The organism is Nocardia thailandica NBRC 100428, assembly GCF_000308795.1.
Classification (GTDB): Bacteria; Actinomycetota; Actinomycetes; order Mycobacteriales; family Mycobacteriaceae; genus Nocardia; species Nocardia thailandica.
Genome location: NZ_BAGK01000224.1, coordinates 79,031 through 99,853, shown reverse-complemented (window position 1 = coordinate 99,853; position 20,823 = coordinate 79,031). Strand labels below are relative to the sequence as shown.

The 20,823-nt window shown below is 72.2% G+C and carries 20 protein-coding genes; 8 read left to right on the top strand and 12 right to left on the bottom strand.

From position 1 onward, the window contains the following. Window positions 1–16: 16 nt before the first annotated feature. Window positions 17–643 (bottom strand): TetR/AcrR family transcriptional regulator, encoded by a 627-nt coding sequence (locus ON36_RS26135; RefSeq protein WP_043658970.1) that lies wholly within the window; start codon window positions 641–643, stop codon window positions 17–19. A 109-nt stretch (window positions 644–752) separates the two neighbouring features. Between ON36_RS26135 and ON36_RS26130 the strand changes: the two genes are divergently transcribed. After that, complete coding sequence (locus ON36_RS26130) at window positions 753–2,675, top strand: acyl-CoA dehydrogenase family protein (protein ID WP_043658969.1); 1,923 nt, start codon at window positions 753–755, stop codon at window positions 2,673–2,675. Between the two features lie 11 nt (window positions 2,676–2,686). Continuing rightward, on the top strand, window positions 2,687–3,649 hold the full coding sequence (locus ON36_RS26125; RefSeq protein ID WP_043658835.1) for an oxygenase MpaB family protein: 963 nt from the start codon (window positions 2,687–2,689) through the stop codon (window positions 3,647–3,649). Here the strand turns inward: ON36_RS26125 and ON36_RS26120 are convergent. From ON36_RS26120 to ON36_RS26110, 3 genes are read right to left on the bottom strand one after another with little or no spacing between them, the layout of a single operon-like run. After that, window positions 3,639–4,454 (bottom strand): exodeoxyribonuclease III, encoded by an 816-nt coding sequence (locus ON36_RS26120; protein WP_043658834.1) that lies wholly within the window; start codon window positions 4,452–4,454, stop codon window positions 3,639–3,641. The two genes, ON36_RS26125 and ON36_RS26120, sit on opposite strands and share 11 nt — an antisense overlap. Beyond that, window positions 4,454–5,446 (bottom strand): N-acetylglutamate synthase, CG3035 family, encoded by a 993-nt coding sequence (locus tag ON36_RS26115; RefSeq protein ID WP_043658832.1) that lies wholly within the window; start codon window positions 5,444–5,446, stop codon window positions 4,454–4,456. The genes ON36_RS26120 and ON36_RS26115 overlap by 1 nt, the downstream gene beginning before the upstream one ends. Beyond that, window positions 5,436–6,026 (bottom strand): peptide deformylase, encoded by a 591-nt coding sequence (locus ON36_RS26110; protein ID WP_043658968.1) that lies wholly within the window; start codon window positions 6,024–6,026, stop codon window positions 5,436–5,438. The genes ON36_RS26115 and ON36_RS26110 overlap by 11 nt, the downstream gene beginning before the upstream one ends. A 182-nt stretch (window positions 6,027–6,208) precedes the next feature. On the opposite strand from ON36_RS26110, the gene napA reads away from it, so the two are divergent. The 5 genes from napA to ON36_RS26085 all read left to right on the top strand — a co-directional run bounded on the left by napA (window position 6,209) and on the right by ON36_RS26085 (window position 10,522). Further along, entirely contained in the window at window positions 6,209–6,544 is a 336-nt protein-coding gene (gene napA / locus ON36_RS26105; RefSeq protein ID WP_043658830.1) for a nucleoid-associated protein NapA, read from the top strand. 42 nt (window positions 6,545–6,586) lie between these two features. After that, window positions 6,587–7,162 (top strand): LytR C-terminal domain-containing protein, encoded by a 576-nt coding sequence (locus tag ON36_RS26100; protein ID WP_043658828.1) that lies wholly within the window; start codon window positions 6,587–6,589, stop codon window positions 7,160–7,162. 93 nt (window positions 7,163–7,255) lie between these two features. Next, the gene (gene sodC, locus ON36_RS26095) at window positions 7,256–7,939 is read left to right on the top strand and encodes a superoxide dismutase[Cu-Zn] (protein ID WP_043658827.1); all 684 of its coding nucleotides are present in this window, start codon (window positions 7,256–7,258) and stop codon (window positions 7,937–7,939) included. Between the two features lie 10 nt (window positions 7,940–7,949). Further along, window positions 7,950–9,095, top strand: a complete 1,146-nt coding sequence (locus tag ON36_RS26090) for a glutamate--cysteine ligase (RefSeq protein WP_043658825.1) — start codon at window positions 7,950–7,952, stop codon at window positions 9,093–9,095. Window positions 9,096–9,145: 50 nt separating this feature from the next. After that, entirely contained in the window at window positions 9,146–10,522 is a 1,377-nt protein-coding gene (locus ON36_RS26085) for a phosphatase PAP2 family protein (RefSeq protein ID WP_043658824.1), read from the top strand. Between the two features lie 86 nt (window positions 10,523–10,608). On the opposite strand, the gene mnhG is transcribed toward ON36_RS26085, so the two are convergent. The 7 genes from mnhG to ON36_RS26050 form a co-directional block, all read right to left on the bottom strand. After that, window positions 10,609–10,917: a monovalent cation/H(+) antiporter subunit G gene (gene mnhG / locus ON36_RS26080; RefSeq protein ID WP_043658823.1), complete on the bottom strand. Its 309-nt coding sequence runs from the start codon at window positions 10,915–10,917 to the stop codon at window positions 10,609–10,611. A 49-nt stretch (window positions 10,918–10,966) separates the two neighbouring features. Further along, window positions 10,967–11,227 carry a monovalent cation/H+ antiporter complex subunit F gene (locus ON36_RS26075; protein ID WP_043658821.1) on the bottom strand — a complete coding sequence of 87 codons (261 nt, stop codon included), beginning with the start codon at window positions 11,225–11,227 and terminating at the stop codon, window positions 10,967–10,969. After that, complete coding sequence (locus tag ON36_RS26070) at window positions 11,224–11,781, bottom strand: Na+/H+ antiporter subunit E (protein WP_043658819.1); 558 nt, start codon at window positions 11,779–11,781, stop codon at window positions 11,224–11,226. Before ON36_RS26070 ends, ON36_RS26075 begins: the two co-directional genes overlap by 4 nt. After that, on the bottom strand, window positions 11,778–13,379 hold the full coding sequence (locus ON36_RS26065) for a Na+/H+ antiporter subunit D (RefSeq protein ID WP_043658817.1): 1,602 nt from the start codon (window positions 13,377–13,379) through the stop codon (window positions 11,778–11,780). Before ON36_RS26065 ends, ON36_RS26070 begins: the two co-directional genes overlap by 4 nt. Further along, window positions 13,376–13,759 carry a Na(+)/H(+) antiporter subunit C gene (locus ON36_RS26060; protein WP_043658815.1) on the bottom strand — a complete coding sequence of 128 codons (384 nt, stop codon included), beginning with the start codon at window positions 13,757–13,759 and terminating at the stop codon, window positions 13,376–13,378. Before ON36_RS26060 ends, ON36_RS26065 begins: the two co-directional genes overlap by 4 nt. Further along, entirely contained in the window at window positions 13,756–16,584 is a 2,829-nt protein-coding gene (locus ON36_RS26055; RefSeq protein ID WP_043658813.1) for a Na+/H+ antiporter subunit A, read from the bottom strand. Before ON36_RS26055 ends, ON36_RS26060 begins: the two co-directional genes overlap by 4 nt. 111 nt (window positions 16,585–16,695) lie before the next feature. After that, entirely contained in the window at window positions 16,696–17,964 is a 1,269-nt protein-coding gene (locus tag ON36_RS26050; RefSeq protein WP_157225010.1) for a hypothetical protein, read from the bottom strand. Window positions 17,965–18,074: 110 nt separating this feature from the next. Between ON36_RS26050 and ON36_RS26045 the strand changes: the two genes are divergently transcribed. Beyond that, window positions 18,075–18,428: a DUF6086 family protein gene (locus ON36_RS26045; RefSeq protein WP_043658809.1), complete on the top strand. Its 354-nt coding sequence runs from the start codon at window positions 18,075–18,077 to the stop codon at window positions 18,426–18,428. Window positions 18,429–18,474: 46 nt separating this feature from the next. On the opposite strand, the gene ON36_RS26040 is transcribed toward ON36_RS26045, so the two are convergent. Continuing rightward, window positions 18,475–20,748 carry an AAA family ATPase gene (locus ON36_RS26040; RefSeq protein ID WP_083885430.1) on the bottom strand — a complete coding sequence of 758 codons (2,274 nt, stop codon included), beginning with the start codon at window positions 20,746–20,748 and terminating at the stop codon, window positions 18,475–18,477. Between the last annotated feature and the right edge of the window lie 75 nt (window positions 20,749–20,823).

Sequence of the window (20,823 nt, the reverse complement as noted above, 5' to 3'; positions counted from 1 at the left end):
CACTCCATGCTATGCCTCAGGCCGAGCGCAACGCGCGGAAGACGGCCGCGCCGACGAATTCGCCGAGTTCGTCGGGGGTCCACCCGCCCTCGTCGGCCAGCAGGGTGCGGACCGCGCTCTCGCCCGCGGAGACCCACAGTTCGACGAGTGCGGGCAGTTTGCGCTCGGCGTCGGCGGTGCCCCACGCGTGCAGGGTCGGCCGCAGCAGCGCGGTACAGCGGGCGACGGCCAGGGTGCGGCCGCGGCCGAAGGAGCCCGCCACCGCCGGGTCGGGGTTGCCGTAGACCAGTCGCCACGCGTCGGGCCGGGCCGCGGCCTGGTGCAGCAGCGCGCGGAAGCCCTCGACGAAGACGGTCTCGTCGGCGTCGGTGGTGCGCGGCGGGAGCACCTCGAGGACGCCGGAGATGAGGTAGGTCTCCTCCCGCTCGAGCAGGGCGTCGATCATCTGGACGCGGTCGGGGAAGCAGGCGTAGACGACCGGCCTCGTCACGCCCATGCGTTCGGCGACGGCCCCCATGGTCACCGCGGCGATCCCATCCTCGACGGCGATGGCCAGCGCCGCGTCCAGCACCTGCGGGCGGCGGCGTTCCGGACCCAGGTGTGCGGCTCGTCGTCGCCGTGCCACGGCGGTCTCGCTACCCATGACCTCCACCATAGCAATGCGGCACACATTCCTACCGTAGTGTAGGAATAGTTGCTACATTGATGTAGGAAGGTTGCGCACCGCGGCCTCCGCCTCGAAGGAGTCGACGATGACCCAGGCCCTGTTCCACCCGAAGAACAGCGACTTCGCGCAGTTCGATCCGGCCACGCGCGAGTTGCTGCGCAAGGTCGTCGAGTGGTTCGAGACCCGCGGCAAGAAGCAGCTGATCCGCGACGACCACGAGCGGGTATGGCCCGCCGAGTTCGTCGAGTTCGTGCGCCGGGAGCGACTGTTCGCCACCTTCCTGACGCCCGCCGAGTTCGCCGCGGGCGACCCGGACAAGCGCTGGGACACCGCCCGCAACGCCATGCTCAGCGAGATCTTCGGCTTCTACGGCATGACCTACTGGTACGTCTGGCAGGTCACCATCCTCGGCCTCGGCCCGATCTGGCAGAGCCGCAACACCGCCGCCAAGCGCAAGGCCGCGGCCCAGCTCGACGCGGGCGAGATCTTCGCCTTCGGCCTGTCCGAACGGGCGCACGGCGCCGACGTGTACTCCACCGACATGATCGTCGACCCCCAGGCCGACGGGAGCTACACCGCGACCGGCGGCAAGTACTACATCGGCAACGGCAACCTGGCCCGCATGGTCTCGGTGTTCGGCCGCCGCGCCGACAAACCGATCATCGACAGCGCCGCCGCCCTGCGCGGCAAGCCGACCGACGCCGACTACGAGGGCTACCTGTTCTTCGTCGCCGACTCCCAGCACGAGGCGTACCGGCTGCGCAAGAACGTGGTCGCCTCCCAGATCTACGTCGCCGCCTTCGATCTGGAGAACTACCCGGTCGCCGAGGAAGACATCCTGCACACCGGCGAGGACGCCTTCCACGCCGCCATGAACACCGTCAACGTCGGCAAGTTCAACCTCGGCTTCGGCGCGATCGGCGCGTGCGAACACGCCTTCTACGAGGCGATCGACCACGCCGACAACCGGATCCTGTTCGGCCACCGCGTCACCGAGTTCCCGCAGGTGCGCGCGCTGATCACCGACACCTATGCCCGCCTGCTCGGCATGAAGCTCTACAGCGAACGGGCGATCGACTACCTGCGCGCCGCGGGCGACGAGGACCGCCGCTACCTGCTGTTCAACGCCATCGAGAAGATGTCGGTGACCCGGCAGGGCCAGCGCGTCATCGAGGACCTGGCCGACGTGATCGCCGCGCGCGGCTTCGAGAACGACATGTACTTCCCGCTGGCCATGACCGCGCTGTTCGGCCTGCCCCGGCTCGAGGGCACCGTGCACGTGAACATGGCGCTGTCGCTGAAGTTCATGGCCAACTACATGTTCCATCCCGCCGACGCCGGGCTGGCCGCGCTGCGCTCGCTGCCCGGCGCCGCGGTCGCGCCTGCCGCGGCGACGCGGGCCGTGGCGACCGCGCTGTCCTGGTCGAGCCGCAGGCTGACGCCGCGCGCGAGCGCCGTCCTCGGTCCGCTGCGCCGCGAATTCGCCGGTGCCGCCTACGCCCCCGTGCCGACCCGCCGCGACAGCGCCGACGACGAGTTCCTGTTCCGCCAGGGCCCGAGCGCCGGCCTCGGCCGGATCCGCTTCGCCGACTGGCTGCCGGTGTTCGAGGGGTACGCCGACATCCCCAACGTCGCGCTCTTCCTCGAGCAGGTCCGTGCCTTCCAGGCCCTGCTCGCCGCCGCCCCGCCGACCGCCGAGCAGCAGCGCGACGTCGACTTCCTCTTCGCCGTCGGCGAACTGTTCACCGCGGTGCCGTATGCCCAGCTGATCCTGGAACAGGCCGGGATCGAGGGCACCGACCCCGCCGTCCTCGACCAGCTGTTCGACGGGTTCGTGCGCGACTTCTCCCGGCACGCGCTGACCCTGCACAGCAAGCCGACCGCGACCGCCGCCCAGCAGAAGCGGGCGCTGGACCTGGTGCGGCGGCCCGCCGCCGACCCGCGGCGCTTCGACGCCGTCTACGCCATGGCCCGGTCGCTGGCGGGCGCCTACGAGATGAACGCGTGAGGAGGACCGCCATGACACTCGACGACCGCCCCCAGTTCGATGCCCCCGCGCGCACCGTCCGCGAGGTCGACTACGGCTTCTTCGGGCCCGGCTCGCCGACCTGGAAGGTGTGGACCGCGCCGACCGCGGTGATCGGCTTCCAGCGCGCGGTGGTGCTCGAACACTTCGACCCCGCCCTGACCGCCGCCGTGGCCGACGTCAACGGCATCTACGCCGACCCCTCGGGCCGCCTCGACCACACCTTCGCCTACTTCCTGATCGCGGCCGTCGCCGACAGCCGCATGGCGATCGAGGCCAGCGAGCGCCTGATGGCCGTGCACGCGCAGGCGACCGGCGTCGAGCCGATCACCGGAAAGCGCTACAGCGCCAACAATCCCGCTTCGCAGCTGTGGATCCACGTGACCGGCTGGCATTCGGTGCTCAAATGCTACGAGCTCTACGGGCCGGGGCCGCTGAGCCGGGAGGAGGAGGACCGGTACTGGGCCGAGTGCGTGATCGCGGCCGAGCTGCAGACCTGTAAGCCGGGCGACGTGCCACGCTCGCGCGCCGAGGTCAGGGAGTACTTCGAACGGGTGCGGCCGACGCTGTGCGTCTCCGAACGCGCGCACCGCGGCATGCACTACCTGCTGCGCACGCCCCGGGATCGCGGGCTGCGGTTCTGGGCGGGCAGCAGGCTGATCGCCCCGGCCACCATCGCCTCGCTGCCGCGGTGGATGCGGGTCACCGGCGGGTTCGATCAGCCCGGCCTGCTCGACGCCGCCCAGCGCCCGGTGGTGCGCGCCGCGGTCGCCGCGCTGAGCGACGAGCGGCTGAAGCTGAGGGTGCTCGGCGGGTTCCTCGGGCCGATGACGGCCCGGCTCTACGCCGAACACCTCGCCGCGGGGGAACCGGCCGACCCGGTGGTGGTCACCCCCGCGCTGGGGCGCGAGCGCTACGGCCGGGCCGCGGGCCCCGCGACTTCGCTCAGAGCGTGAACTCGGTGATCACGGGGGCGTGATCGCTGGCGCCCTTGCCCTTTCGCTCGTCGCGGTCGACCGTCGTGTCGGTGACGGCCGCGGCGAGCGCGGGGGAGCCGAGGATGAAATCGATGCGCATGCCCTCCTTGCGGGGGAAGCGCAACTGGGTGTAATCCCAGTAGGTGTAGACGCCGGGCCCCGGCGCGAAAGGCCGCATGACGTCGGCGAATCCGGTGTCGAGCAGGGCCTGGAAGGCCGCGCGCTCCGGCTCGGAGGTGTGGGTCTTGCCGCGGAAGAACTCCGGCGACCACACGTCGTCGTCGGTCGGCGCGATGTTCCAGTCGCCGACGAGGGCGATGGGCGAGCCGGGGTCCTCGGCCAGCCAGCGCCGCGCCTCGTCCCGCAGGGCGGCGAGCCAGGCGAGCTTGTAGGTGTAGTGCGGGTCGTCGAGCGCGCGTCCGTTGGGCACGTACAGGCTCCACACCCGGACCCCGCCGCAGGTGGCGCCGATCGCGCGCGACTCGACGACCGGCGAGGACAGCAGCGAGGCGCCCGCGTCCTTGTCGAAGCCCGGCTGGCCGGGGAACGCGGCCTCGACCTCGGCGAGGCCGACCCGCGAGGCGATGGCGACGCCGTTCCACTGGTTGACGCCCACGTGCGCGACCTCGTAGCCGAGCTCGTCGAAGCGCTCGAACGGGAACTGGTCGTCGCGGCACTTCGTCTCCTGCATGGCCAGCACGTCGATGTCGTGCCGGTCGAGGAAGGCCGCCACCCGGTCGATGCGGGAGCGGATCGAATTGACGTTCCAGGTCGCGAGACGCACTAGGTGCCCTTCCGGGGATCGCCCGCGCCGGGCGCGGCATAGCGGTAGCTGTGGTGTTCGAGGAAACCCAGCTCGCGGTAGAGCGCGAGCGCGGCGGCGTTGCCGACCTCGACCTGCACGTAGGCGTGGGTGGCGCCGCGTTCGTGCCCCCAGCGGACGAGCTCGGCGCACACCAGCGCGCCGAGGCCGTTGCGACGGTGCGCGGCGGCGACGGCCACACAGGTCAGGCCGATCCAGCGGCGGCCGTCCGGTGCGCTGGTCACCGCGCCGCGGGCGATGGCCAGCGGCTCGGGCAGACCGAGCGAGGCGAAGCCGAGTTCGCCGTCGAGCACGGCGGTCAGCACGGCCGGATCCGGTTCGGGCACTGTGGGATCCACGGGTGCCTCGCCGCGGTACCGGTGCACCGCCAGCCACGCGGGGTCGGGCGTCTCCGCGATCCGCACCATCGAGGGCCCCTGGGGGAGCACGAAATTGGCGATGTCGAGGCCGAGGACGACGGTCTCCTGCCAGGTGTTCCAGCCCGGCGGCACCGGCGCGAGCCGGTCGGGCAGTTGCAGCGTCAGCGGCAGGCCGCGATCGGCCAGCCACCGTGCGACCCGTTCGAGCGCGTCCGCCGTGAGCGCGGCGGGCGTGCCGGAGACGCCCAGCGGCACAGCGGAGTTCGCGCGGCGGGTGTAGCCGTTGCCCGCGCGGACCAGCCAGCCGTCGATCCAGGTGTGGGTGCTGCCCGGCCACGCGGCGGCCGCGGCGGTCTCGAGCGCGCGGATCTCGCCGGTGCGGATCGGCCGGGGGCCGAGCGCTTTCAGCGCGACCACCCGGTCGGGCGCGACGCTGACCAGCTCGCCCGCCGCGGTGCGCACCGACGGCGGGGTCAGCGAGACCAGCTCGCCGATCACGTCGGTCAGTGGCTGGATGTCGCCGTCGCTGTGCCGGTAGCGCAGGACGACCCGCTTGCCGAGGGGGATCTGCGAGGCGGCGGGGTCAGTCGTCATGGCCGAACGGATCCGGCACGGTGCCCGGAATCCAGCTCAGACCCGGGGCGCCCCAGCCGTTGCGCTTGATCGCCTTCTTGGCGGCACGCGCGTTGCGGCCGATGAGCACGTCGACGTAGAGGTAGCCGTCGAGATGGCCGACCTCGTGCTGGAGCATCCGCGCGAAGAAGCCGGTGCCCTCCAGCTCGACCGGCTCGCCCTTCTCGTCGGTGCCGGTCACCCTGGCCCAGTCGGCGCGGCCGGTCGGGAACTGCTCGCCGGGGACGGACAGGCAGCCTTCCTCGTCGTCGTCGGGGTCGGGCATGGTCTCCGGGATCTCGGAGGTCTCCAGCACCGGATTCACCACGACACCCTTGCGACGGACCTGCTCGCCAGACTCGGTCACATCGGGGCAGTCGTAGACGAACAGCCGCTTGCCGACGCCGACCTGATTGGCGGCGAGGCCGACCCCCTTGGACGCCTCCAGCGTCTCGAACATGTCCGCGATCAGCTCGGCCAGCTCGGCCGGGGTCTCGGTGACCGGGGCGGTGGGGTTGTGCAGCACGGGGTCGCCGACGATCACGATCGGGAGGATTGCCATGGCCGCCATTATCGCTCGCCGCGCGGGTGTGGCGCCGTCGGCCCCTGTGGCGCGCGCCACCCGTTGTCGGCGCCCGGTCAACACGCCGCGACATCGGGCGGACGAAGCTCCTCCGGCGTGGTTGAATATGGCCGACGTGTAGATGTCGGTTTCGTCTCGTGGTTACTCGGCGAGGGAGCAAGATGGACGGCGCAGCGGCCAGAAACATTGCTGCGGGTGACGCGAACGCCGCCACCGCAGCCGCGACCGAGCAGTTCGAGGAGCCGGGCGGCCTCACCAGGCGTGAACGGGAAATCCTGGACTTCGAACGCAAGTGGTGGAAGTACGCGGGCGCCAAGGAGGACGCGATCCGCGAGCTGTTCGGCCTCTCGGCCACCCGGTACTACCAGGTGCTCAACGCCATCGTCGACAAGGACGAGGCGCTGGCCGCCGACCCCATGCTGGTCAAGCGCCTGCGGCGGCTGCGGGCCAGCAGGCAGAAGGCCCGGGCCGCGCGCCGGCTGGGTTTCCAGGTCTGACATGACGGTCACAGCGGCCTCGATGCGACTAGGGTTGCGCGGGTGAGCAACCCGAATCCCACACCCGGCGGCCCGCCGCTGCGCGCACTGGCGATGGTGTTGATCGCCCTGGCCATCGTGTTCGCCGGGCTCGGCGCGATGTCGCTGTCGAACTCGGAGAGTTCCGCCGCGCAGGAGCAGGCCACCGAGGCTCCGGCCTCGTCGACCACCTCCGCCGTGGCCCAGGTGCCCGCCACCACCGCGTCGTCGACCGCCGCGCCGGTGACCACCACCCCGCCACCCGTCACGACGACCACCGCCGCGCCGACGACCACCTCGACCGCCGCGTCCGGCGGCGGCGACCGCGCGGTCCCGGTGAAGGTGCTCAACAACAGCATGGTCGCCGGCCTGGCCGCCCGGACCGCCAACGAGCTGACCGCCGACGGCTGGACCAACGTCAGCACCGGCAACTACAGCGGCGCGAATCTGAGCACCACCACGGTGTATTACGGCTCCGGCGCGGGTGACAAGGCCGCCGCCACCGCCGTCGCCGCCGAGGTCGGCGGCACGGTCGCGCCGAAGACGAGCGGGTACAGCGACAACGCGCCGGGAGTGGTCGTCATTCTCACCGGCAGCTGACTCCGCGCGCCGTGGCGGTGCCGCGGCCGGGAATCGGCACTATGGCATCATTCTGTCGGTAACGAACCTGTCCACTTCGCAAGGAGCTCCCTGATGGCCCCGTCCACAACTCGTCGCCCGTCCTGGCGGACTGTGACCCCGGTGCTGGCAGTGGCCGCGTTCGGCCTCGTCGCCTGCAGCAACAGCCAGGAGTCGAGCGACGTCAAGGGGACCACGCCGCCGGTGTGGACCAGCTCGGCCGCGCCCGCGGGCACCGGCGGTGAGCACGGTGGCGGCCACGGCACCCCCACCGGCGAGGGACACGGCGACAGCGGCGCCGCGCCGGGCAGCCTGAAGACCGAGCTCAAGGACGGTTCGGGCGCCGCCGTCGGCACCGCGACCTTCGCCAAGGACGGCAACCACGTCCAGGTCACCGTCGAGGCGCGCGGGCTGACCCCCGGCTTCCACGGCCTGCACGTGCACCAGACCGGCAAGTGCGAGGGCGATTTCAGCTCGGCGGGTGGCCACCTGCAGGTCGGCGCCGCCAACGCGCACCCCTCCAGCGGCGACCTGACCTCGCTCGAGGTCCGCGGCGACGGTTCGGCCAAGCTGGTCACCACCACCGACGCGGTCACCCTCGACCAGATCAAGGGCAAGGCCCTGATCATCCACAGCGGCGCCGACAACTTCGGCAACATCCCGCCGCGCTACACCCGCGAGGGCGGCACGGGTCCGGACGAGACCACGCTGAGCACCGGCGACGCGGGCACCCGCGTCGCCTGCGGCGTGATCGCCTGATCGGCTGACGATGGCCGGGGCAGTCCAGCCGGTACCCTTCCACGGATCGCCCCGGCCCACGATCGGGATCGAATGGGAGATCGCGCTCGTCGACAAGGTGACGCGCGATCTGTCCAACACCTCCGCCGAGGTCTTCGACCGCATCGGTGACCTGCGGCACGCGCACGACGGCACCCCGCGGGTCACCAAGGAACTGCTGCGCAACACCGTCGAATTGGTGACCGGCGTGCACGAGACCGTCGGCGCCGCCGTCGGCGAGCTGCGCGACACGATGGACCACGTGCGCCGGGCCGCCGACGAGGTCGGCGTCGACCTGTTCTGCGCGGGCACCCATCCGTTCGCCCAGTGGTCGGCCCAGCAGCTCACGCGCTCACCGCACTACGACGAGCTCATCGACCGCACCCAGTGGTGGGGCAGGCAGATGCTCATCTGGGGTGTGCACGTCCACGTCGGAGTGTCGCACCGCGACAAGGTCTTTCCCATCCTGAACTCGCTGCTGCTGTCCTACCCGCACCTGCTCGCGCTCTCGGCGTCCTCGCCGATGTGGTCCGGCGACGACACCGCCTACGCGAGCAACCGGGCCCTGATGTTCCAGCAGCTGCCCACGGCCGGGCTGCCGTTCCAGTTCGAGAACTGGTCGCAGTTCGAGCATTTCGTGCACGACCAGATGAAAACCGGTGTGTTCGAACAGCTCGGCGGCATGCACTGGGACATCCGGCCCGCGCCCAAGTGGGGCACCATCGAGATCCGGGTCTGCGACGGCCTGTCCACCCACGCCGAGCTGGCCGCCGTCGCCGCCCTCATCCACTGCCTCGTGGTCGACCTCGATCAGCGCCTGGAGGCCGGCGAGACGCTGCCGACGCTGCCGCCGTGGCACGTCCAGGAGAACAAGTGGCGTGCGGCCCGGTACGGCCTGGACGCCATCGTGATCGTCGACGACGACTCCGACGAGCGCCTGGTCACCGACGACCTCGCGGAGCTGCTGGTCCGGCTCGAGCCGACCGCGGCGAAACTCGGCTGCCTCGACGAACTCGCCTCCGTCGCCGAGATCCCGCGCCGCGGCGCCTCCTACCAGCGGCAACGCCGGGTCGCCTCGGAAACGCAGGGCGATCTCGTCGCGGTCGTCGATTCCCTGGTACGGGAGCTGGATCAGTAGCGTTCAGCCGCGCGGACGGGTGACGTTCACCCGCCGTTTACGATGGTCGGATGCTTGTCGAACAGCCACGTGTCGGTTCGGGGGCGGACACGGGTGCGTCGCAGGCTCGCCGCACGGCCGTGCTCGCCGTCTCGGCGGTCGCGGCGGTCGTCGCGCTGCTGGTCGGATTGCAGGTCGTCGCCGCCCTGGAGGACTTCGAGGGGCCGCTGGCCAGCCTGGCCCGCGACTATCTCGGCACGCCCAAATCGATGTCGGTGCCCTGGGCGGGTCTCGTCCTCGCGCTGGTCGGGCTGACCCCGCGGCGCCGCTTCGTCGCCGCGGGCGCCGCGATCGGCATCGACGTGGTGGGGGCGAGCCTGCGGCTGCTCGACGGGAAGCCGTTCTCGGTCGGCAACGGGCCGGTCATCGTGCTCACCGCCATCGCGGTCGTCGCGCTGGTGCGCTGGCGCGGGACCGAACGCCGGACCGCCCTGCACGCGGCCGCGCTCGGCGCGCTGCTCATCCTGGCCACCAAGGTCGGCGACGTGTGGCTGCACATCACGACCGTCGCCCGGCCGTCGGTGCTCGACGAGTACGTGATGCTGGCCGACCACGCGCTCGGCGACCCCTCCTGGGTCGTCGGCCGGGTGCTCGACGTGCTCGGGCCCGAGGTGTACGCGGTCCTGCACTGGGTCTACATCGAGCTGCCGGTCGCCGCGATCGTGGTGGCGGTCTGGCAGCTGCGCCGGGTGGTCGCCGACGGGCGGTGGCCGGGTCACTACCTGGTGCGGACCTTCCTGGTCCTCGGGCTGGTCGGGCCGCTGTGCTACGTGCTGTTCCCGGTGGTCGGGCCGATGTTCGCCTTCGGGCCCGACGGCCACGGGCTCCAGGTCGGCAACTTCTGGCCCGACGTCGTGCCCCCGCTCGACCCGGCGCCCGCCGCGCTGCCGTTCGACTCCTACACCCCGCGCAACTGCATGCCGTCCATGCACACCGCCTGGGCGCTGGCCGTGTTCATCCACACCCGCCGCGACCTGGACGGCAACCGGGCGCCCTGGTGGCTGCGCTGGGGCGGCGCCTTCTGGCTGGTCGCCACGCTGACGGCGACGCTGGGCTTCGGTTACCACTACGGCGTCGACCTGGTGGCGGGCGCGGTGCTGTGCCTGACCGTCGAGTCCGCGCTGCGCGCGCCCGAACTCGGCTGGAACGGGTCCCGGATCCGCATGGTTGCCGCGGGGGCGGCGCTCTTCGCCGCCCTGCTGGCCTCCTACCGCTATCTGGCGGTGCCGATGGCCGAGTACCCCATCGTCGCGGGCATGCTGGTCATCGGCGCGCTGGCGTCGTACGTGACCGCCTTCCACCTGACCTGGTTCAGCCGCACCCGGTCAGCGCGCCCCGAACCCACCCCCGAACCCACCCCGAACGGTTTTCGGCCGCCTCGGCGATGAGGGCCGGGGCGTCACGCCGACGGCGAAGGATCGGCCCTCGTCGCCGAGGTCACGAGGCCGAGAACCAGCGGCGCCGGCCGCCCGTGTCACTGCCCGAACCCGTCCTGCGTGCGCTGTTCGCGGTAGGCGGTGCGGCCGAGCAGGTGGGCGATGACGGGCGCGGTCAGCAGCGTGAACAGCGAGAACAGCACCAGCATCCAGGCGTTGACGTCGTGCCGCAGCTCGATCGCCGCGCCGAGCAGGACCAGCACGAGGCCGACCACCTGGGGCTTGGTCGCCGCGTGCATGCGGGTCAGCGTGTCGGGGAAGCGCACGATGCCGATGGCCGCGGTCAGCGACAGCGCGGCGCCGGCCAGCAGGAAGGTACCGGCGATCCAGTGCAGCGCCGTGCTCATCGGCGGTGTCCTCCCGCCCGTCGCTCGGTGGCCCCGGCGGCGGCGCCCCTCACCGGTCGTCCCGCACGCGGAACCGGGTGACCGCCGCCGAGCCGAGGAAGCCGACCAGGCACAGCGCGGCGATGGCCGGGACGACCGTGGTGTCGCGGCTGTAGACCGCCCACACGGCCAGGCCGGCGGCCGCCATGGCGGTGAGCGAGTCGATGCCGACGACCCGGTCCAGGGTGCTCGGGCCCGCCAGCACCCGGTAGACGGTGATGATCGCGGCGGCCAGCAGCAGCCCGCCCGCGATCACCGCGACGATCCTCACGATTGCACCTCCGTGGTGTCGGGTCGGCGCCGGTCGGCGGGCCGTTCGAACGCGTCGATCAGCAGCCCCTCCACGCGGCGGGTGACCGCGTAGAACTTGGCCACCGCCTCGTCGGACCCGATGTCGAGCACGTGCACGAACGCCACGCATTTGGACCGGTCGAGTTCGAGCACCATGGTGCCCGGGATCAGGTTCAGCAGGTCGGTGCACAGCACGAGGACCAGGTCGGACTGGATGCCGAGATGCACCCGGAGCACGCCCGAGACCGGGGGCGGGCCGGGCCGCAGGGCCAGCCACGCGACCTGCAGGCTCGATTCGAGCGCGTAGTAGATGCCGACCGCGACGAGCTTGACCAGCGCCACCGGCCGCAGCCGCCCGGTGGCGGGGATGCGCGGCAGCGGAAGGGCGATCGTCACGACGAGCGCGACCACGATCCCGGCCACGACGTTGGCCACGCTCAGGTCGCCCCAGAGCGCCACGTAGACGACGGTCAGCCAGACCAGCACCGCGGTGCGCAGGACGTTGTCGCGATGGAACAGCCGGGCCACGATCATCGCGGTTCACCCCCGAGCACGGCGGTGATGTAGACGGCCGGGTCGTCGAGGTCGGTGGCGGCGCGTTCGGCGATGCCGAGGACCGGCCCGGCCAGGACGGTCAGCGCCAGCCCCGCGGCGATGAGCCCGGCCGTCGCGGCGACCATCAGCCCCGGCATCCGGCCCGGATCGGTGCGCTCGTCGTAGCGCACGTCGGTCGAGTCCTCGACCAGGGTGGGCGGTTTGGCGGCCGCGAGATGGCCCTCGGGCGCCTCGGCGCGCGGCCGCCAGAACGCCTTGCTCCACACCCGCGCCACCGCGTACAGCGTCAGCAGGCTGGTGACCACCGACCCGCCGACCAGGATCCACGACAGCACGCTGCCGTTCTCCGCGCCCGCCTCCAGCAGCGCGACCTTGCCGATGAACCCCGAGAACGGCGGAATGCCACCGAGATTCAGGGCGGGCACGAGGAACAGCACCGCCAGCACCGGGCTCGCCGTGGCCAGCCCGCCGAGGCGGCGCAGCGAGACCGACCCGGCCTGCCGTTCGATCAGGCCCGCCACCAGGAACAGCGAGGTCTGCACCAGGATGTGGTGGGCGATGTAGTAGACCGCCCCGGTCAGCCCGGCCACGCTGGACAACCCGATGCCGAACACCATGTAGCCGATGTGGCTGACCAGCGTGAACGACAGCAGGCGGCGGATGTCGCTCTGCGCGATGGCGCCCAGGATGCCGATCACCATCGTGGCCAGGCCCGCGACCAGCAGCAGGTCGTCGAACGCGCCGTCGGGGAACCACAGCGTGTGCGTGCGGATGATCGCGTACACGCCGACCTTCGTGAGCAGGCCGGCGAACACCGCGGTCACCGGCGCGGGCGCGGTCGGATAAGAGTCGGGCAGCCAGCTCGACAGCGGGAAGATCGCGGCCTTGATGCCGAAGGCCACCAGCAGGACCGCGTAGCAGGCGGTGCGGACGCCGTCCGGGGCGGCGCCGAGGCGCAGCGCGAGCTGGGCCAGATTCAGGGTGCCGGTGGCGCCGTAGGTGAGGGCGATGCCGATCAGGAAGATCAGCGAGGACACCATCGACACCATGACGTAGGCGATGCCGGTGCGGATGCGTTCCTCGGTGGCGCCGACCGTCAGCAGCACGAACGAGGCGACCAGCAGCACCTCGAAGCCGACGAACAGGTTGAACAGGTCGCCTGCGAGGAAGGTCGCGCACACCCCGGCCGTCAGGACGAGATAGGTCGGCCGGTAGATGGACGTCGGCTGGCGGTCGTCGCCGTCGGAGAGGTTCTGTCCCGCACCGTAGATCGAGACGAGCAGCAGCACGAACGACGACACGAGCAGCATCGCCGCCGACAGCCGGTCCACCACCAGGGTGATGCCGATGGGGCTGTCCCAGCCGCCGACCTGCACCGCGGTGGTGCCGTAGCGGTCGGCCAGATAGAGCAGGATCGCGCTGATCACCGTCACCGCGCTCAGCGCGCTCAGCGAGGCCAGCCGCTGCACCCGCGGGCTGCGGCCGAAGACCAGCGTGGCGGCCGCGCCGAGCAGCGGCACCAGCACCGGCAGCGCCGCGAGGCCGGGAAGCAGTCCGGGCGTCAGGATCTCGCTCATTCCTCGGGGTCCTCGCCTTCGCGCCGGCGGGCCACCTTCTCGTCCTCGGGGTCGGTCGACACGTCCTCGGTCGTGGTCAGCATGTAGGCCCGGTAGGCCAGCGCGAGCACGAAAGCGGCAAGGCCCATGGTGATCACGATCGCGGTGAGCACCATGGCCTGCGCGAGCGGGTCGGCCATCCCCGCGGGGGAGGTGTCGGAGCCGGGCAGGATGGGCGGCCGCCCGTCGGGGCCGCCCATGGTGAGGATGAGGATGTTGACCCCGTTGCCGAGCAGGATCATCCCGAGCAGCATCTTCGACACCACCCGCTCCAGGATCAGGTACACCCCGCAGGCGACGAGGACGCCGACCACGAGCAGCAGGACCAGGTTCGCGCTCATCGGATCACGTCCTCGTCGAGTTCGTCGGCCTCGTGGTCGGACAGTTCGTCGTCGAGGCGGGCGCCGAGGCTGCGCAGCACGTCCAGGACGAGGCCGACCACGATCAGGTACACGCCGAGATCGAAGAACAGCGCGGTGACCAGCTTGATCTGGCCGAGCAGCGGCAGCGTCACGGTGACGACGGCCGAGGACAGCGGCGGCGCGCCGAGCAGCAGCGAGGCGGTCGCGGTGCCCGCGGCCAGGGTCAGGCCCGCCCCGAGCAGGTGGCCTGCGTCGACCGGCAGCGCCTCGCCGAGTTCGTAGCGGCCGCCCGCCAGGTAGCGCAGGGTCAGGGCGAGCCCCGCGGTGAGGCCGCCCGCGAAGCCGCCGCCCGGCGCGTTGTGCCCGGCGAAGAAGAAGTACACCGACAGCACCATGATGGTCGGGAAGATCAGCCGCGTGGTGATCTGCAGGACCATCGAACGGTAGCGCCGGTCGAGCAACCGGGCGGCGGGTAGCCAGCTCACCACGTCGGGGTCGTAGCCGGGGGCGTCGGCGGCCCGGGGCGCGCTGCCGAAGCGGCGGCTGCGGAACACCAGGGAGGCGACGCCGGTCGCGGCCACGACCAGCACCGAGATCTCGCCGAGGGTGTCCCAGGCGCGGATGTCGACCAGCAGCACGTTGACGGTGTTCTTCCCGCCGCCGCGCTCGTAGGCGGCCGCGGGCAGCAGGTGCCAGATCGGCTCGGCCGAGCGGGCCGCGGTGGCGAAGGCCGCCAGCACCGTGACGGTGGCGCCGACGCCGGCCGCGAGGATCGCGCGGCGCAGCTTGCCCGCGGTGGCGCGTTCGGGTTCGATCTCGGCCGGGAAGGCCCGCAGGACCAGCACGAAGATGACCAGGGTCAGCGTCTCGACCAGGAACTGGGTCAGCGCCAGGTCCGGCGCGCCGTGCAGGGCGAAGATCACGCCGCAGCCATACCCCGTGACGCCGACGACGAGCACGCTGGCCAGGCGGTTGCGCAGGACGGTCGCCGCGAAGGCCGTCGCGATCATGATGGCGCCGATCGCGAGCTGCAACGGCGAATCCCACAGGCGCAGGCTCACTCCGGACCGGGTGCCGGTGGCCAGCAGCACGACCGGGACGACGATGAGGGTGACCAGGATGGCGGCCTGGCTGGCCGGCAGCGAACCCGACTGCACGGTGCCGGTGATCCGCAGCGAGATCAGGTCCATGCCGCGCAGCGCGGCGTCGTAGGCGCGGTCGGCGTTGCCCAGCCACGGATGCGCGGATTCGATGATCCGCCCGCGCACCAGGAACAGGCTCAGGCCCGCCATGATGACCACCGCCGTCAGCAGCAGCGGGACGCCGAATCCGTGCCAGAGCGCGAGATGTTCGTCCAGGGTGCCCGGCAGGGTCTCGGCGTAGGGCCGCGTGATCCCGTCGACCTGTGCCGCGGCCAGGCCCTCCAGCAGGCTCAGGACCGCCAGGATCGCGGGTGGGGCCAGCAGCGACACCCCCGGCGCGTGCCACGAGCCGGGCGCGTCCACACCGGGTTTGGTGGCGAAGGCGCCCCAGACGAAGCGGGCGCTGTAGCCGACGGTCAGCGCCGACCCGACGACGATGCCCGCCAGCAGGGCGTAGCGGCCCGCGGGCGGCAGCACGTCCGCCGCGAGCACCGCGGACAGCGCCGACTCCTTGCCGACGAACCCGACCAGCGGCGGGATACCCGCCATGCTCAGCGCCGCGGTCGTCGCGATCGCGCACAGCACGGGCGCCCGCCTGCCGAGCCCGGACAGCACGCGCAGGTCCCGCGTGCCCGCGCCGTGATCGATGATGCCCACGACCATGAACAGCGCCGCCTTGAACAGCGCGTGGGCCATCACGAGCGTCATCCCGGCCAGCGCCGCGTCGGGAGTGCCGACCGCGACCAGGCTGATGAGCAAGCCCAGCTGGCTCACCGTGCCGAAGGCCAGCACCAGTTTCAGGTCGTAGACCTGCATGGCCCGCCAGCCCGCCAGCAGCATCGACACCACCCCGAGGGGCAGGACGATCGCGTGCCAGGGCGGGGTCTGCGCGAACGCGGGCGCGAGCCGGGCCACCAGGTAGACACCGGCTTTCACCATGGCCGCCGCGTGCAGATAGGCGCTGACCGGCGTCGGCGCGGCCATGGCGCCGGGCAGCCAGAAGTGCAGCGGCACGATCGCCGACTTGCTCAGCGCGCCGACCAGGACGAGCCCGACGGCCACCGACACCGCGATCCCGGCGGGCGGCTCCGGCGCCGCGAGAATGTCGGAGAACAGGAAACTTCCGTAGCGCAGCCCGAGGATGACGATGCCGACCAGCATGGCCAGGCCGCCGGACCCGGTGACCAGCAGCGCCTGGATCGCGGCCCGCCTGCTCACCGCGCGCTCGGCGTAATGGCCGACGAGCAGGAACGACAGCACCGTCGTGATCTCCCAGAACACGTACATCAGCAGCATGTTGTCGCTGACGACCAGGCCGAACATGGCGCCGGCGAAACCGGTCAGCTCGGCGGCGAACACGCCGAGCCGCGCCTCGTCACGATCGAAATACCGTGCGCAGTAGGCCAGGATGAGCGTCCCGATGCCCAGCACCAGCGAGGCCATCACCGCCGCCAGGGAATCGAAGCTCAGGTCGATGTTCATCGAGATCTGCGGCGCCCACGCGATCCGCGTCTCGATCCGGTCGCCCCAGTGCGCGATCACCCACGCGAACCCGCTCAGCGGCGCGAGCGCGAGGAGGTAGAAGGCATTGCGGCCCAGTGCCCGCACGCACATCGGGGCCGCGAGGGCGGCCAGGGCGTGGATGAGCAGAACGGCCGGCAAGTGGCCTCCGTCAGGTCGTCTGGATCACGGGACGTGGCCCGATCCTACGGGCGCTCGCGGCTGCGAGGCGGTTGCGCGGATGTCGCGTCGCCCATGTCCGGGCCGGTCCGGCTATGAGCCCGCCGGTTGCGGGACCCGCCGGATCCGGTAGAGCAGGTACAGCGCGACCGCCGAGCCGAAGGTGACCGACAGCGCGATCCGGCCGGGGAACCCGGCGTCGGCGAAGGTGCCGCCCGCGGGCCAGTTGCGGTTGCGGGTCGGGACCGCCCACGTGATGGACGGCAGATACAGCGCGCCGCGGGTGAGCACCCCGATCGGCAGGTAGCGCGGATGCAGCGCGGTGCAGGCGAACGCGCCGGTGCCCGCGATGAGGGCGTTGCCCAGATACCAGGCCGGGGTGGTCGGGAAGTAGCCGCCGACGGCGGCGATCGCGGCGATGGCGGCCGACCCGAGCAGGGTCAGCGTCGCCAGGGGATACCGCAGGCCGAGCAGGATGCCGACCGCGGTCGCGATCGTCATGGTGAGCAGGCCCCAGCTCAGCCGCGGCGCGTCGCCGAGCGCGTCGGCGGCCGCGGCGAGGCTGACCGCGGGCAGCAGCCCCGCGCCGTCGCGGCCGGGCAGCAGCAGCGCGGCGACGAAGGCGGCGAGCACCGTCACCACCACGCCGACCGTGATCCGGACGGTGGTGGTGCGGTCGTCGTCGTACTGGCCCGACATCCACTCGGTGACCAGCAGGAGCACGATGGCCAGGATGGTGGTGGCCAGGATCGGGGTGATCGGCAGGTCGGCGGCCAGCCGCGGCTTGGCGCCGAGCATGATCGAATACCGGTGCCGGTACGCCGAGGCCAGCAGCACCACCGCCGCCAGGACGATCAGCCACCGCGGCGCGTGCAGGGCGCCGCCCGCCAGCACGCCGTTGGCGTCGAACAGCGCGACCAGTTCGCCGTAGACGAAGATCGCCACGGTCCCCGCGGTGAAGCCCGCCGCGGGGGCGGTCCGTCGCAGCGCGCTGATCCCGGCCGCCCCGAAAACGACGCCACCGCACAGGGAGTCGACGTAGTTCTGGGTGGTCAGCACATCGGCCGAGGACATCTGCAGCCCGATCAGGTAATTCAGGCCGAGCGCGAGCGCCCCGCCCGCCCCGACCAGCCAGCCCACCATCGGCCGGGCCACCGGGTAGAGCAGGACCGCGACCACCATCGCCACGATGAGCCCGAGGGCCGCGCCGCGCGGGACACTGTTGACCAGACTGGTGATCCGGTACGGCGAGCCCGAGTCGGCGACGGTGCTGAAGGCGAAGGGCAGGAACAGCGCCGACCCGCCCACCGCCGCCGCGGCGAAGGCCGCCACCGCGTCGAGCACGTCCCCGGGCCTGAGCACGGTACGACGATACCGGCGCACGGCCGGGTGTTCCGGGAGGCCGGACCCGCCGATTCGCACCGGCCCGCCGCCGCGCCGGGCGCTGGACCCCAGATCAGTAGATTGGCCCGGTGAGCTTCGTGTTCGACGCCGACGGCGAGACCGTGTGGAGTCCCGCGTTGCGAGTGGGCGAGTTGTTCGTCCGGATGCACACCGACATCTGCTCGGTGCTGGGCCTCGCGACCGGTCTGACGGCGATCGCCGCCGACATGTACGAGATAGATTCGGACCTCTTCGAGCGGACGACGCTCGCCGTCTACGACGAGTACTTCTCGTCCCACAACCCTGCTCTCCGGTCGATGCTCGGCGCGACGCTGGGTCCGGCCGTGCGCATCCTCGAACGCTGCCGACGCCCGGTGACGCCGAGATCCGACGAGGAACGTGCCTTCCTGTCGCGGGCCGCGGATCTCGGCATGCCGAGATAGCGTCGACGGACGGGGAGCCGCATGGCACCGGATTACATGTAGCGGCTCAGGCCTTGCGGTTGTCGGCGTAGCGGCGCAGGGAAGCGACCTGGTCCGGGTCGAGGGAGGGACGGACGGTGGCCCGGGCGCCCGCGATGTCGGCGGCGGTGACGTCGGCGGCGGCCATGTCGCGGCGCAGGGCGGCGAGGGCGGCCTCGCGCAGCAGGGCGGCGCAGTCGGCGGCGGAGTAGCCGTCGAGATCCTCGGCCAGGGCCGCGAGGTCGACGTCGGCGGCGAGGGGGACCGAGCGGCCCGCGGTGCGGAGGATGTCCAGGCGCGCCGGGCCGTCCGGCGGCGGGACGAAGACCAGGCGTTCGAGGCGGCCGGGCCGCAGCAGGGCCGGGTCGATGAGGTCGGGGCGGTTGGTCGCGCCGAGGACGACCACGTCGCGCAGGGGTTCGACGCCGTCGAGTTCGGTGAGCAGGGCGGCGACGACCCGGTCGCCGACGCCGCCGTCGGTGCTCTGCCCGCGCCGCGGCGCCAGGGCGTCGACCTCGTCGAGGAAGATCAGCGACGGCGCGGAATCGCGGGCACGCTGGAACAATTCGCGCACCGCCCGCTCCGAGGCGCCGACCCACTTGTCCATCAGCTCCGCGCCCTTGACCGCGTGCACGCTGAGCTGGCCGGTGCCCGCCAGCGCCCGCACCAGGAAGGTCTTGCCGCAGCCGGGGGGACCGTAGAGCAGCACGCCGCGGGGCGGGTCGATGCCGAGCCGGGCGAAGGAGTCGGGGTGGCGCAGCGGCCACAGGACCGCCTCGGTGAGCGCCTGTTTGGTCTCGACCATGTCCCCGACGTCGTCGAGGTCGAGGCTGCCGATCGCGAGTTCCTCGCTGCCCGAACGGGACAGCGGCCGGATGACCTCGAGCGCGCCGATCAGATCGGCCTGCTCGAGCCGCGGCGCCGACTGCTGCCTGCTGGCCCGCGCGGCCGCCCGGACCGCCGCCTCCCGGCACAGGGCGGCCAGGTCGGCGACCACGAAACCCGGTGTGCGCGAGGCGACGACCTCGAGGTCGAGGTCCTCGGCGGGCACCTTGCGCAGGAGCTGTTCGAGCAGGGCGCGCCGGATCGCGGCCGTCGGCAACGGCAGGGCCAGTTCGCGGTCGCACAGGTCGGGGGCGCGCAGGCGGGCGTCGACGCGGGTGGGGTGCGCGGTGGTGGCCAGCAGCGCGACACACGGCGACGCGACCGCGGCGCGCAGCTGGTCGAGCAGCAGGGTGGCCACGGGTTCGGGGTCGGCGGGCAGCAGCGCGTCGATGTCGGTGATCAGCAGGATGCCGCCGCGGCCGGAGGCGACGTCGGCGACCGCGGCCGCCACCTCGCGCAGTCGCGCGCCGCTCTCGGTGGCGCCGACGGAGGGCCCGTCCAGCTCAACCACGCGCCGCGGCGCCGCGACCGCCCGCGACAGGGTGGCCTTGCCCACCCCGGCGGGGCCGGTGACCAGTACGCCGAGCCGGGCGGGCGCGCCGAGCGATTTGAGCAGTTCGGGTTCGTCGAGCGCCAGGCTGAGCCATTCGCCGAGCTTGGCGGCCTGCCCCTGCACCCCGGCGAGGTCCTCGACGGGGATCGCGGCCGCGCCCTCGGAGGTGGTGACGGCCGGTTCGACCCCGGCCACCCGGGCGGGGTCGGCGTCGGCGTCCCCGCGCTCCACCGCGTGGCGGGCGGCGGCCACCCCGCTGCCCCAGCCGACGGCGGTGTTGGGCTGCACGCTGACCGGGCCCGGCAGCGGATCGATGGCGGTCACGGTCAGCAGCTCGGTCGTCCAGGCCACCCCGAAGGTGCGCGAGAGCGCCTGCGCCGCCGCCGCGGAACTGATGTCGGGACCCAGGTCGCGGGGGAGCAGCGAGACCGTGTCGCCCACGGTGACGACCTTGCCGAGCAGCGCCTGCCGCAGCGTCGCCTCCGGGATGCTGCTCGTGGCCTGCGCCGACCCGCTCAGCGAGATCCGGCGGGCGCCGTACACGGTCACGGGGGCGACGGTGACCGCCGCGTTCTCGCGCAGCCCGACGTTCGACAGCGTCACGTCGTCGAGCAGGGCGACGCCGGGCGGCGTGCCCGCGGGCGCCTTGGCCACCACCGCGGCGGTGCGCCGGGCGCCGACGAGGGCGATCCCGTCCCACTCCCGCAGGCCGAGCGCGGTCAGTGTCTCCGGATGCAGCCGGACCACCCCGCGCCGGGCGTCGGCGGCGGAGGGGTTGAGCCGGGCCGTCAGCGAAAGTTCTGCCACCGTGTCGAGTCTATGGGGCCGCCGCGGTCTCGGCCCCTGTTGTCCGGCCCGACGCATCCTCGCTAGTCTGCCGGGGATGTGCCGGGGACTGCCGGTGCCGGAGATCGTGCGGGAATACATCACATGAAGCGA